The sequence below is a fragment of the Colwellia meonggei genome, from assembly GCF_057537295.1.
On the sequence record NZ_BAAJLZ010000001.1, the window covers coordinates 451,757 to 465,892 of the forward strand.

Annotated in this window: 11 protein-coding genes; 7 read left to right on the forward strand and 4 right to left on the reverse strand. The window is 37.7% G+C overall.

The genetic code is table 11. The annotated features are described in order from the left end of the window. Positions 1-180: 180 nt before the first annotated feature. Positions 181-1,050: a hypothetical protein gene (locus tag AC27E9_RS02115; protein WP_487126806.1), complete on the forward strand. Its 870-nt coding sequence runs from the start codon at positions 181-183 to the stop codon at positions 1,048-1,050. Between the two features lies 1 nt (position 1,051). Here the strand turns inward: AC27E9_RS02115 and hemJ are convergent, their stop codons facing one another. Further along, positions 1,052-1,483 (reverse strand): protoporphyrinogen oxidase HemJ, encoded by a 432-nt coding sequence (gene hemJ / locus AC27E9_RS02120; RefSeq protein WP_487126808.1) that lies wholly within the window; start codon positions 1,481-1,483, stop codon positions 1,052-1,054. Further along, a complete protein-coding gene (locus AC27E9_RS02125; RefSeq protein ID WP_487126810.1) occupies positions 1,483-3,174 on the reverse strand; it encodes a chloride channel protein in 1,692 nt (563 codons plus the stop codon). Before AC27E9_RS02125 ends, hemJ begins: the two co-directional genes overlap by 1 nt. Positions 3,175-3,235: 61 nt before the next feature. Between AC27E9_RS02125 and AC27E9_RS02130 the strand changes: the two genes are divergently transcribed. The 3 genes from AC27E9_RS02130 to AC27E9_RS02140 all read left to right on the forward strand — a co-directional run bounded on the left by AC27E9_RS02130 (position 3,236) and on the right by AC27E9_RS02140 (position 6,468). Continuing rightward, positions 3,236-3,979 (forward strand): DUF6776 family protein, encoded by a 744-nt coding sequence (locus tag AC27E9_RS02130; protein WP_487126812.1) that lies wholly within the window; start codon positions 3,236-3,238, stop codon positions 3,977-3,979. A gap of 64 nt (positions 3,980-4,043) precedes the next feature. Then, positions 4,044-4,385: an iron-sulfur cluster insertion protein ErpA gene (gene erpA, locus AC27E9_RS02135; protein ID WP_487112568.1), complete on the forward strand. Its 342-nt coding sequence runs from the start codon at positions 4,044-4,046 to the stop codon at positions 4,383-4,385. Between the two features lie 169 nt (positions 4,386-4,554). Beyond that, complete coding sequence (locus tag AC27E9_RS02140; protein ID WP_487126814.1) at positions 4,555-6,468, forward strand: hypothetical protein; 1,914 nt, start codon at positions 4,555-4,557, stop codon at positions 6,466-6,468. 70 nt (positions 6,469-6,538) lie between these two features. On the opposite strand, the gene AC27E9_RS02145 is transcribed toward AC27E9_RS02140, so the two are convergent. Beyond that, a complete protein-coding gene (locus tag AC27E9_RS02145; RefSeq protein ID WP_487126816.1) occupies positions 6,539-7,156 on the reverse strand; it encodes a TetR/AcrR family transcriptional regulator in 618 nt (205 codons plus the stop codon). 146 nt (positions 7,157-7,302) lie between these two features. Here AC27E9_RS02145 and AC27E9_RS02150 point away from each other — a divergent pair, with 146 nt between their 5' ends. From AC27E9_RS02150 to AC27E9_RS02160, 3 genes are all read left to right on the forward strand, one after another. After that, a complete protein-coding gene (locus AC27E9_RS02150) occupies positions 7,303-8,367 on the forward strand; it encodes an MBL fold metallo-hydrolase (protein WP_487126818.1) in 1,065 nt (354 codons plus the stop codon). Positions 8,368-8,499: 132 nt separating this feature from the next. Further along, the gene (locus AC27E9_RS02155) at positions 8,500-9,621 is read left to right on the forward strand and encodes an efflux RND transporter periplasmic adaptor subunit (protein WP_487126820.1); all 1,122 of its coding nucleotides are present in this window, start codon (positions 8,500-8,502) and stop codon (positions 9,619-9,621) included. Positions 9,622-9,632: 11 nt separating this feature from the next. Continuing rightward, positions 9,633-12,770 carry an efflux RND transporter permease subunit gene (locus tag AC27E9_RS02160; RefSeq protein ID WP_487126821.1) on the forward strand — a complete coding sequence of 1,046 codons (3,138 nt, stop codon included), beginning with the start codon at positions 9,633-9,635 and terminating at the stop codon, positions 12,768-12,770. 146 nt (positions 12,771-12,916) lie between these two features. Here the strand turns inward: AC27E9_RS02160 and AC27E9_RS02165 are convergent, their stop codons facing one another. Beyond that, positions 12,917-14,086 carry a cyclic di-GMP phosphodiesterase gene (locus AC27E9_RS02165; RefSeq protein WP_487126823.1) on the reverse strand — a complete coding sequence of 390 codons (1,170 nt, stop codon included), beginning with the start codon at positions 14,084-14,086 and terminating at the stop codon, positions 12,917-12,919. Positions 14,087-14,136 lie beyond the last annotated feature (50 nt).

Here is a 14,136-nt window from a genome sequence, read left to right on the forward strand (position 1 = left end):
GGGTCGCTGTATGGAAATTTACAACGAAAAATTTGCTGCGAAATATAGCATAAAACTTGATTGCTGAGAACGTATTATCTTGATTTGGATTAATATATGCGATTAATAAATAGGCACGCTAGAAAGTTTTCAAATCTCAGGTATAGTGATAAATATCTCGGATATAAAGTAGCGATGGATATGCGAAACTTTTCAAACTATTTCATTTTTATTGCAATGTTGATGGTAAGTGCCATGTCAGCAGCGAATGATATGGTTCGCTATAATATCTCTAAACTGCATCCTGACCCGAAACAAAGTTATTATATTGACCTACTGAACCTTATTTTAGATGCTTCTCGTGATAAATTTGGCGATTACCAACTTATCCCCGTTACATTAGAAATGTCGCAAGGGCGAACGTCGATCATGGTGCGACAAGGTAAAGCCATCGATGTAACATGGCGAATGACATCAAAATCACTGGAGCAAGAACTGCAAGCTGTTTATATTCCTGTATTAAAAGGGTTAATGGGAGCGCGTATTGCAATTATTCGTCGAGAAGATAACGCTATATTTTCCCCAAATTTAACGCTTAACGAGTTAAAAACGTTATCGGCAGGGCAAGGCTACGATTGGCCAGACAGTGACATTTTGCGTCACAACGGCTTTGACGTGATAGAAGGTAGTGCATTTTCAATGTTAACTATGCTCGATAAACATCGTTTTGATTATTTTCCACGTGCACTTCATGAGCCTTGGTTAGAAATTGCCAATAATGAAAAGTTTATCGTTGAGGGGCACTTTTTATTAAAGTATCCCGCGCCTATGTATTTTTTTACTAGCAAAAAAAATACTCGCTTAGCTAAACGTATCCAATATGGCTTTGATAGTATTATTGACTCTGGCGCATTCGATGAATTCTTTTACCATCACTCAGTTACACGAGATATATTAGTGAAAGCAAATTTACCACAGCGAAAAATCTTTTCTTTGGAAAACCCTCTTTTATCAGAGAAAAGTAGAGAAATTCTTAATAAAAAGTCCCTTTGGTTAGCCTATTTCCATTGAATTAAAAAGGTTTTACATAGGCTAAAATAATAACAACAAATAAAATGATGACTGGAACTTCATTAAAAATACGATAAAATTTTCCTGAGCGGATATTTTTATCTTCAGCAAAAGTTTTCACCAATTTAAAGCAGTAGCCGTGATAGGCTAAAAGAATGATGACTAAAGTTATTTTTATGTGTAACCATTTAGCTGCAGCAAACCAAGCATAGCCATAGTGATAAATAATGCTAATTCCTAGCACCAAAGTTAATAGTGCAAATGGAGTCACAAACATTAAAAGTCGTCGTTCCATACCTTTTAATTGTTGATGCACTAAAGGCTCTGATGATTCCGCATGATTAACAAAAATGCGAGGTAAATAAAAAATCCCAGCAAACCAAGCCACCATAAAAATTACATGAAATGCTTTCAGCCAAAGAATGGTTGCCATTATTGAGTTTTTCCTTTTAATAAGTATGTACGTATCGCGTCAAAGGTAATTATACCCATAATATCATTTGAATTGTTTTGATATATATACACACCTCCAGCTCTTTCTCTAACTAACAGCAAATAAGCTTCTGCTAAAGTTGATTGATGGTTCAGCGGAATTAATTTATGCCTAGTCAGTAAGTTTTGGTTGGTATTTTTATGGTGTTCTTCTGCCTGACACCAAATAAACTCCTGTTCACCTTGAGTGTTGGTTTTCTTAATGATCACTGGCTGATGAGGTGTCTGGCTTGATATTTTTTCGCTTATGGTTTTATTGTCGTTATCGGCTATTAGGGTTATTTTCTCTTGCATAACACCCATTACCCCTACGCGTTGCAAAGATTTTTCAATAGGAGGGCGTCGATAAGCGAGTCCTTGAACTTCTAACTGCATAATAAATATTGAACGGTTACGAAAAAATTGTCCCGAAGAAATACAAGAGCTAGTGATCACGACCATTGCCGGTACAATTATTTCAATTTGATTCGACATTTCTACTACACAAAGTAATGCGGCAAGCGGAGCATTGAGCGTTGCGGCCATAAAACCTGCCATGCCCATTAGCGCAAAATCACTGGCTTGAAAGTCAATTGGTAAAAAGTGTACCGCAACAATTGAAACGCATGTGCCAACGATGGCGCCAATACCTAAAATTGGCCCAATAATACCGCCAGGAATACCAAGTCCTAACGCGGTAATGGTCATCAGTATTTTTGCAATCAGTAAGCCAAGCAGTAATTGCAGCTCGGGGTTTTGTTGCAATGAAAAGTCTATTGCGCTTAAGTCTGTGCCCATAGCAAATGGCACGAAATAACCTAAAATTCCGCTGATCAATGCTGCTGTTAATATGCGTGGCACAATATGAAAGCGAGCACTATGTTTAATAATCATTACTAAATAGCGGTTAAAGCCAAAAGCAATAACGCCCAATACTAAGCCCAAGATCACAAGTGTAGGGTAATGTTGGCTATTTAAGGTAATGGTAGTGAAATATTCAAATTCATGGGCGGGGCCAAAAATACTGCTGGTTGTCATAGAGCCAACAATAGCTGCAATCATTACTGGAATAAAAATATGTACTTTATATTCACGTAAAATAACTTCCATAACAAACAACACAGCAGCAATGGGGGTATTGAAACACGCAGCAATACCAGCGGCAATTCCGCAGGCACTTAGACTACGAATAGCGTTATAGGGTAGGTTAAGTTTGTTACCAATATAACTACTACAAGCCGCGCCTAAATGCACTGCAGGCCCTTCTCGCCCAACCGAAAAACCACTAGCAAGGGCAATAGTGCTGCCAATAAATTGGTTGATGGTGTTTCGTAATGGCATAACGCCATTAGCAATTTTCAGGCGATGAAGAACGAAGGGAATACCAGTGCGGATATATTTATAACCCGTTAACCAAGCAAAAAATAGAATGATTACCGCACCAATAATTGGTAATTGAAAACGACTTAGTGAACTTAAGCTGCTATAGTCGTCTTTTTCGCTCAAATAAAATGATTGAATGCCTTCAGTGGCAAATACAAACAAAACGACGAGCATAGCCGACGCTAAACCGCCAACAGCGGCAAGTAAGCAAAGCTGCCAAGATGTTTGTGGCATAGCTAAACGCTTTTTTAGCTGGATTAATGTTTTCATATTATTATCATTTTAACCATGCGAATTTACAGGCTTTTTTGGATATCATAATACTTTTCAAATGAATTGGTTAGCAAAAATAAATCTCAGTACTGTTGTAACGCGTTTAGGGGCTTTTCGTTCGGCTATTCTTTTAGTCGCAATTATTGTTATAGCATTATTTTCTGGTTATCGAATGGGTAACTATTATCACGGCTATCAAGTACAAACTTTAGCACAGCAAAAGTCTCGCCTTGATACGCTTTACCAAAAACTTGTTGAAAAATCTCAACGTATTAACACTTTAGAAGTGGAACTTGAAGTGGAGCGTATGGCTAATCAACGTAGCCAAAAAACCTTAAAGTTAATGGAACAAGAGCACTTTCAAGTTAAAAAAGAGCTAGCATTTTATGAAAAAGTAATGGCACCAGAAAAGCAAGCCAATGGCTTAGTGATTGATGGCGTGAATTTGACTAAAACTGAAAGTCCTAATCATTATCGCTTTCAGGTTGTGCTAGTACAGCAGTTACTACGCAAACGCTATGCTAAAGGATTTGTTGAGTTATCACTTACCGGTAGTTTAAATGGCAAGCCTGTGAATATTCCATTAACTGAACTTTCATCCCTCAACAAAAAAGATTTATCATTTAGTTTTCAATATTTTCAAATTATTAGCGGTGAATTGACCTTACCTGAAAACTTTATTGCCGAAAAAATAGAAGTTGCCGCAGTGTTACCAAAAGGAAAATGGCAAGCTTATAATCGGATTGATCAAAGTTACTCTTGGCAAAAAAGCTTAGAAAATATTGATCAGAGTTCACCATAATACTTGATTAAAACAGTCAAGTTTAAGATAATTGTCCTAGTTCATTCGTATTAAGTAGAGTTTTATGTCAAATCCTGAATTACCAATCAAATTTTCTGACGCCGCAGCGACTAAAGTATTGTCGCTAATCACGGAAGAAGAAAACCCAGACTTAAAACTACGCGTTTATGTCACCGGTGGCGGATGCTCTGGCTTTCAGTACGGCTTTACCTTTGACGAGAAGGTTAATGACGGCGATATGACGATAGTGAAAAAAGGTGTCACTATGGTTATTGACCCAATGAGCTTACAATATTTAGTTGATGGCGAAGTTGATTATATTGAAGGTTTAGAAGGTAGTCGCTTTTTAGTGAATAACCCAAATGCCAGTACAACATGTGGTTGTGGATCATCTTTTTCGATCTAATGATTAATAATCATATCGTATAACTTATTATTAAGAAGCCGACAAAATGTCGGCTTTTTTCTTTTAATTATTACAAATGTACTAACACCAGCCGACTATACATTTGTATTGAATTCCTTATAATACTCTGAATTTTATACATTCTACACACATTAAATGGAATTAAATTTTGATTAAATTTACCCCCCTACTATTTATTTTAGTTTTATTATCTGCTTGTGGAGGAGGTTCTTCTTCTAAAGCGCCAGCCCCTGTTCCAACTCCTAATACTGCACCAACGATGAGCGGCACATTTACCGCTGATGCTAAAGCAATGCAAAAAACCATAGCGGTATTTGATATTGCAGATGATGAGAATGATTCATTGACCTTAACTATTGCGGAACAACCACAGTGGTTGAGTTTTGAACTCAGTAATAACAATCAAGTAACCATGACAATTGAGCCAGATTTCTTTGATATTCAAAATTATGAACTAGCGTTAACTTTGTCTGATGGTAAAGCAAGTTCACAGTACGTATTTATTGTTGATGTAGTTGATAACCCTGCGCAGTGGCAACATGTCGATTTAACTGAACAGGAACTAGCAGGCACATGGTCAACGAGTGAAAATGGTGGATTATCACTTACCTTCTTTGAAAACGCTAAGGGTTTATATTTTTCTGATAATAAGCTTGTACCTCATTCGTGGGATCTTGATGGCACAATTGCTGTTAACCTTCAGCAGCCGGGTTGTAATTCGAGTTGTGGAATTACTGACTTCATGGAAGTTGCATTACTTGCACAAGAAGGCGATAAATTGAGAGTTGAGATAGATATAGAAGACGGTGTACGTCAATACGTCAACCTCACTAAAGAGCAGTCAAATGAATTTGTTTATGAGAACTTTATTAATATACCTCAGGCAGCATATAACACGCTTTCTGTTGTTAACATGGATGATGGTGTTGCTAATATTGGAGTAACTGTAGAAGACATTTCTTTAGGTGGTACTTCATATGGTACATTTTTTACTATTGAAGGTAACTTAATAGATAAATCAGATCATTATGAGATTTCATTTATTTCTTCCAATAAATTGCTCGAAGATAAAAAGGGTAGCTTTTATAATTTTGATACTAACCAAGAAGAAGAATTAATGTTTGATGTTATTGTTGATAACATCGAGCTGCAGTCAATATCATCAGGGGTTGCTATTGTAAAAGTTTTATATCACGCTGAATTATTAACGGATGTTGAGCCTTCAAAATATAAGAATTACAATAATCTAGAGTATGTGTTGGAGCCTAAGTTTACTTACGATGTTCTGAATGGAATATCAGAAAATAATGAAGTTAACTTAAGTTTAAATACAAGTTATGCAGCTAGACTGTTACCTATAATTTCAACAAATATTGACGGTGTTGATTATCGAGGTGGTGCAAGTGTTTTTGAGTTTACTAGCGATAAAGACGGGGAAACAAAACTAAAAGTAGCTGGCGAGAATAGCCCAATCACGCAAAATTTTTCATGGTCGAAAGATGGTGGAATTTTAATGGTAACTATAGATGGAAATACACGGGCTCATCAATTTTACACTTTACCTAACGGTAAGCTAGGTTTATCACTAACTTTTGAAGAAGACGGTATTGAAACTCGCACATCTATTTATGAATTTTCCGAGGTAACAGAAAATAATCTAAATGCTGAAAAATATATTGGCCAATTCGAAACTCAATATCAGTCATTTTTTGGTAACTCAAGTTATGCTGATATGAAAATTGGCGCAAATGGACGAGGTGACAATTCTTATTTTGGTGGTGATGAATTGAACGATTTTTGGAAGCTTGAAGAGGATGGAAGTATTTCTTTTATTAATTCATATGACTGTCCAAATGCCTACAGTAACGATCTTGATTTCGACGCTTGCTACGCCGAAGCAAAAGCGGATGCGTTAAATGGCTTAGGATTTGTTATTAGAAGCTATAAGTTATTGTCGGTTGACGGTAGTGACTATACTTTTCAATATGGATATAGAGTGAAATATGCTGAGGAAAACTGGGCATACGAGAGTCTTCGTCGATTTAAAAAGCTAGATAAGTAATTGCATTAATTTATAAAATAAAAAAAACCAGCTCTTAGGCTGGTTTTTTATTTATCAATTGTCTCAAGTCTTATGAAAGCACTTGATACCTAGCTAAAAACATTTCAGCAGTTTCTCGAGCTAAAAATTGACGTTTCTCTTCGCTGAGCCCATCTTCCATTTGAAACAATTGTGGCCAAAAGCAGCGTGCCTTAATCAAACCGTGTAGTTGGTCGCTAGCAAAATCGACATCTTCTATTGCTAATTTTCTGTCTTCAATTGCACAGTTTAGCCAACGAATAATGGCATTTTCTTGGCAAGATATTTTTTCAAACTCCTTTTGTAGCGCTTCTGAATTATAGAAAAAGTGGCCAATGGCAACTTTTGTAACGTCCATATGTTCTTCTGCACAAATAAAGTCTATTTCGGCTTTGAGTAAAGCGACAAGTTGAGGCTTCAGCATTGTACCTTGTTGATATTCCACATTGACTTGTGTTTCAGCTTTTTGCCATAGCTCTGCCACTAAATACATTAGTAATGCTTCTTTGGTAGCAAAATGGTTATAAACCGTGCGTTTCGAAACTTGCGCCAATTCAGCTAGTTTATCCATGCTAGTACCTTGAACACCGAATTCTTTAAAAGCTTTCTTTGCTGCTGCAATAATCGCTTCACGTTTTATTTCACTGCGAGATTTTTTTTCAGTTTCCATAAATGACTTCCAAACTAGCTATTTCTCTATTTTACACTGAGTAGTTTACTTTTCAAATTTTATATTTTAAACTGCACCGTGTAGTTTACTTTTGTGTGTGAAATATGAATAAATTTTTATCGATAATTGCTTTGGGAGGCATAGTTATGTCATTGGTATCAGTTGCAGGTGATAGTAGAGTAAATGAAAGTGTGCAAATATCAGGCAAATTTCAAAATAGTGAAATAAACTATCAAAGCTCCCTAGCTAATATTTGGAATATTGCGAAAGAGTATTGGCGAGTTGAACGTAAAGAAGCTGTGCCGAAGAGTCGTATTCCTGTTACAAAGTTAACTTCTTCGAGTTTAGAAGCTGATGAGCATGATGCTATTTTTCGTCTTGGGCATTCAACATTACTAATAAAGCTTAACCAAGAGTTTATTTTAATTGACCCTGTTTTTAGTGATCGAGCATCTCCGGTGCAATGGGCTGGACCAAAGCGTTTTCATCAGCCGCCGATAAGTATAAATGATTTACCCAATATAAAAGCCGTTATTATTAGCCATGACCACTATGATCATTTAGATAAAGCCGCAGTGAAGGAACTTGCGGATAAAGTAGACGTTTTTCTTACCCCTTTGAAAGTTGGACAATATTTACGTGATTGGGGCGTTTCAAAGGAAAAAATTGTTGAACTTGACTGGTGGCAAAGCCAAGAGCTAGGTGCGATTAATATTACAGCAACACCGGCACAGCACTTTTCTGGACGAGGTTTATTTGATAAAGATGATACGTTGTGGGCAAGTTGGGTGATAGAGCATAACGACACTAAACTTTTTTATAGTGGTGATGGTGGTTATTTTTCTGGCTTCAAAGAAATTGGCCAACGTTTTGGCCCATTTGATTACACCATGATAGAGACAGGTGCATATAATGAACTTTGGCGTGAAATTCATATGACACCAGAGCAAAGCCTACAAGCACATCTTGATTTAGATGGGCTGCATATGATCCCTGTACACAATGGTACCTTTGATCTAGCGCTTCATGATTGGTATGAACCATTTGAGCAAATTAGTGCGCTTGCCAAGCAGCAAAATGTTTCACTGTTAACACCGAAATTTGGTGAGGCAGTTATACTAGCAGAGCCAAAACCAACTGCACCTTGGTGGCAAGAAGTGATGTCAGAAAAGATGGTTGATACAACTAAGCTTATAGCAAAGTCATTTTAAAAGGCATCTGAAAACCGCGCTTGGTTAACGTTTTGTTGCAAAGCTAGACAAGACGCAGAGCCGATAGCACTGTATTATTATCGGCAATATGACCAACAAGTGTCAGTTAAATAAAAATATTTAGGAAGAATTATGAGTACCGTAAGTCAGCGTCGCGAATGGTTAGCCGAACGTCCATATATCATAGCGATTGTTATCACCTTAGCACTGGTATTGTGGATGACATCGGGTTTAATGCAAGCGCAAGAAATTCCCAATGAAAAAACGCAACATAGCGTGATTATTCCAAAAGTGAAAGTAGCAACTAAGTTTGCCGAAACTATTAGTGACTCTGTTGCTCTATACGGGCGTACAGAGCCTGATCGTGTAACTACAGTGAAAGCGGAGATCTCAGGACAAATTGCACAGGTTTTGGCAAAACGTGGTGCGAAAGTGAAGCAAGGACAAGTTATTGTTGAGTTGGAAATTAATGATCTTGAATCACAACTAACGCAAGCAAAAGCGTTGTTAAAGCAACGGGAAATCGAACATCAAGGCGCATTAAAGTTAAGTGCCGACGGTTATCAAGGAAAAGTACAGGTTAGTAGTGCGGCAGCAAACCTTGCAGCAGTAAAAGCGCAAATTAAACGTTTGAATATTGATATAGCTAATACCGTAATACGCGCTCCTTTTGATGGCGTACTGAACACACGTTATGTAGAGCAAGGTGATTATGTGCAAAGTGGCGATGATATTGCCATGATTGCTGATCTTGATCCTTTAGTCGTTCGTGCACATGTAAGCGAAAACAATATCAGCCAATTAATGGTTGGTCAAAATGCCCAAGTGCGATTACTTCATAAAGAAAGTTTATCAGGTCAAGTGCGTTATATTGCCAGTGTTGCAGATGATGCAACTAACACTTTTAAAATAGAGGTGGCGCTAGCAAATAGTGATAGTAAATTACTAGCAGGATTAAGCAGTGAAGTTAATATCAGCTTAAACCATGTTCATGCTATTAAGGTTTCTCCGGCACTTTTAGCATTAGACGAAGAAGGCAATATTGGTGTTAAAACAGTGGAAAACTCTCATGTTAAATTTACACCGATAAACATCGTTAAAAGTGAAAAGGATGGTATTTGGTTGTCAGGGTTAGGTGAACAGGCCGATATTATTATACTAGGGCAAGGTTTTGTTAGAGCTGGTGATGAAGTCGACGCTATATTTTCTACTAATTCGAATGCTAACTCAGCATTAGCTAGTAAAAGCGAATAAGGTAAAAGTATATGCTAACACTTATTGATGCAGCATTAACCCGCACACGTTCGGTGTTAATGGTATTTGTATTATTGCTAATTTCAGGGGCAATTACCTATGCAAATATTGCAAAAGAATCAAATCCAGACATAACTATTCCTAATATTTATGTTTCTATTGTGCATGACGGCATTTCGCCCGAAGATGCGGAGCGTATGCTCATTCGGCCAATGGAGAAAGAGCTTAAGTCGATAGCGGGCATTAAAGAAATGTCTGCGACTGCAAGTGAAGGTCATGCTTCCATTAATCTTGAGTTTATTGCTGGATTAGATCCAAAAGAAGCGCTTGCTGACGTTCGCGATAAAGTAACGTTAGCGAAAGCGAAACTCCCATCTGAGTCAGAAGAGCCAGAAGTACACGAAGTTACTATGGCTAATCAGAACCCTGCCATCACTGTGATTCTATCGGGCGCGGTAACTGAGCGTGGACTGTTAACAATTGCACGCGATGTAAAAGATAAAATTGAGGCACTGCAAGAAGTCTTAGAAGTCGATATTGGTGGTGATCGAGAAGATATGGTTGAGATCATAGTTGACCCATTATTGATGGAAAGCTATGGCTTAGACCAGAACGATATTTATAATCTTGTTGAGCGTAATAACCGTTTAGTGCCTGCAGGAACTATGGATACGGGTAAAGGACGTTTTGCTATTAAAGTACCGTCGGTATTTGAAACAATACAAGACTTACTAGAACTGCCGATTAAAGTTGATGGTGACAAGGTTATTACCTTTCAGGATGTATCAACGGTACGCAGAGCGTATAAAGATCCAAGCTCTTTCGCTCGTTTAAATGGTGAACGTTCAGTTGCCATAGAAGTTAAAAAGCGTTCTGGTGAAAATATCATTAACACGGTTGCCAAAGTTAAAGCATTGATTGAAATTGAACGTCAACGTTGGCCAAATCAAGTATTTGTTGATTATGTCGGTGATCAATCAATTGACGTACAAGACACTCTAAATGATTTACAAAATAACGTTCTGTCAGCTGTTTTATTAGTTGTAATTGTAATTATTGCTACCTTAGGTTCTCGCACAGCGTTACTGGTTGGTTTAGCTATTCCTGGTGCTTTCTTAACCGGCATTTTAGTGTTAGCGATTGCTGGTTTAACCGTCAATATCGTAGTACTTTTTGGTTTAATCATGGCGGTTGGTATGTTGGTTGATGGCGCGATAGTTGTTACTGAGTTCGCCGACCGAGAACTCAATGAAGGTAAAACTAAACGTCAGGCCTATGGCTTAGCCGCTCGACGTATGGCGTGGCCTATTATTGCTTCAACGGCAACAACTTTAGCAGCTTTTGCACCCTTGATGTTTTGGCCAGGCATAATGGGCGAATTTATGAAGTACTTGCCGATCACTCTGATAGCCGTGTTAACGGCGTCATTAGCAATGGCTCTGATATTTGTGCCGACTATTGGTAGCATTATTGGTAAGTCGCGCAAAGTAAGTACTAAAGAACAGCAGCAAATGGAACAGGCTGAAGAAGGGGATTTAACCCAGCTTACCGGTTTCACTGGCAAGTATGTTCGTGTTTTAAGATCAGCAATTAATCATCCTTGGAAAATATTAGCAGGGACATTAGCAATGTCGGTGTTTGTAATATTTATCTATGGTGCTTCAGGTTTAGGAGCCATATTCTTTCCTGAAATTGAGCCATCTAGCGCCACTATGGTAGTGCGTTCACATGGTGATTTATCGATTAAAGAAAAAGATGAAATTATGGTTTCTATTGAAGACCGTATTTTAGATTTAGCTGAAATTAAAACCTTATACACTCGCACAGGTGGTAATGATCAAATTGGTACTTTTCAAGTTAACTTTACCAATTGGCAGTTTAGACGTACCGCGGATGAAGTTATCGCAGATATTCGCAAGCGAACGGATGACTTAGCCGGCGTTGAAATTGAAGTAAGAAAAAATGAAGATGGCCCACAAAACGGTAAAGATTTAGTTATTGAGCTCAGTTCACGCTTTCCTGATAAATTGAATGAATCAGCTCGTATTATAAGTACAGCATTGCATAACCACGATAAGTTTACTGATATCGAAGATACAGGCTCTAAGCCAGGTATTGAATGGCAGTTGCAAATTGATCGAAGTTTAGCTGCAACATATGGTGCTGATGCTGCACTAGTAGGCTCTACGGTACAAATGGTAACTAATGGCCTGAAACTAGGTGAATATCGACCAGATGATGTTGATGATGAGCTTGATATTCGTGTGCGTTTTCCAGAAGACAAACGCAATATTTCACGCCTTGATACCTTACGTTTAAAAACTTCAGCGGGCTTAGTACCGGTTAGTAGCTTTGTTGAGCGCAGTGCGGCACCTAAAATTGATAGTATTCGCCGTATGGACGGCAAACGAGTGGTCAGTATTAAAGCGAATTTAATACCGGGTGCGCAGTTGGTGAAAGAATTGCCACTCTTACAAGAACAGTTCCCTGAATTGGGTATCGACCCATCAGTTGAAATTGCCATAAAAGGTCAAAATGAAGATCAACAAGAATCAGAAGACTTCCTAGTAAAAGCTTTTGGTATTGCTTTGTTTGTTATGGCGATAATACTGGTAACGCAGTTTAATAGCTTTTATCAAGCATTCTTGATCCTTAGTGCTGTTATTTTCTCTACTGTTGGCGTATTTCTAGCGTTATTTTTAGTACAAAAGCCTTTTGGTATTGTTATGGGTGGCATTGGCGTTATTTCTCTCGCCGGTATTGTTGTTAATAATAATATTGTTCTAATTGATACCTACAATGTCTTACGTCGAGAAGGGTATGCGGTAATCGATGCAATATTACGTACTGGTGCTCAACGCTTGCGACCGGTAATGCTAACAACTGTTACCACTATTTTAGGTTTATTACCTATGGTATTGCAGGTTAACTTAGACTTCTTCAACAGAACCGCAGTTGTTGGTGCACCATCAACACAATGGTGGAATCAGTTGGCAACGGCCATTGCTGGTGGTTTAGCCTTCGCTACCGTTTTAACGTTGATTTTAACACCCTGTTTATTAGCATTACGTGATATTCGTAAAGTGAAAAAACAAGCGCGTAAACAAGCACAGCCTCTTGATATTAAAGCGATTGACTCAGCTGCTTAGCAGCTGTATTAAGTTAGTTTAATAACCTATTGTTATTGAAAAACCTTTAGCGCATATGCTAAAGGTTTTTTTGCTTACTTTTAATTGTTAAGACTAGGTAGGGTTAAATTAACGTTACTAACGTTTATTTCCGTTGATAATTTTTACTAACCTTGCATTAGCAAAAATTCAATAATTCTATTCATATCTAAATCAAAGTCATTAGCTTTAACGCCACGAACAATAAAGTCAGCTTCTTTTGCTAAATCAATATCTTTAGCTAAGGTGTAATGGTGACGATCTATGTTGTAGAAGCTGCGAACCTTTGGATTTATGGGATCATCTTGATTACGGCTTTCAACAATCGCTAATCGGTGTGAGCTTAGCTCGACCAATGTTCCAACTGGGTAGACACCTAAACATTTAATAAATAAATCAACCAACCGTGGCATTAACTTTCCTTGCCGCGCTAAATTTCGAAGCACACTAAAAGCTTTAATTTGACTGTAACCATCTTTATAGCAACGGTCAGCTGTTAGTGCGTCAAAAACATCACAAATTGCAATCATGGCTCCATAGTTTGAAATGTTATCTTGCTTTAATTGTAGTGGGTAACCCGAACCATCGTTTCGTTCATGGTGTTGTGCTGCTACTTCTAAGCTAATTGCAGAAATTTCAGGTGTTGCTTTGATAATATCAATTGAATGATTTACGTGCTGTTGAATAATTTTGTATTCGCTTGCAGATAATTTCCCCGCCTTGTTTAATATATTATCAGCTATCTTAATTTTGCCTACGTCATGTAAAAATGCACCTATAGCAAGTTGTTGAATGACACTTCTCTCAACTTTTAAAAAGCGAGCAAAAATGGTCATAAGAATTGAAACTGAGACCGAGTGCTCAAGTAGGTATTCATTTTTATTACGAATGTTAATAACACAAGCTAAGGTGTCAGGGTTTTTAAATATTGCCGCTATAGTTTCATTTGTTACATCAATAATGGGCGCAATATTAATTGGGTGGCCCTGTTGAACATCGAGAAAAACCTGTTGTTGTATTCGTTTTGAAGCATTAAAAAGTTTTTTTGCTTTAGTAACCTCTAGAATTACAGGCCCTGTTGACTCAATTGGCGCAGAAGGCGCAGCTGTCAGTGCCTCTGCAATGCTTTTAGTGGTGTCGACTAGCACTGACTCAACACCTTTCAACGTTAATGCTGTTATGGTTTTATTGTTTTTGATATGACCAGCGCGGGATAAGTTATAGCAACCTTGTTGTTTAACAATATCGACAACAAAGTGACCTTTTTTTAATTCTTTGATGCTAACTTCTATGATCATAATAAGTAGAGTTAACCGCCAGTATTGTTAAGTATAGGCGAACGCTGGCG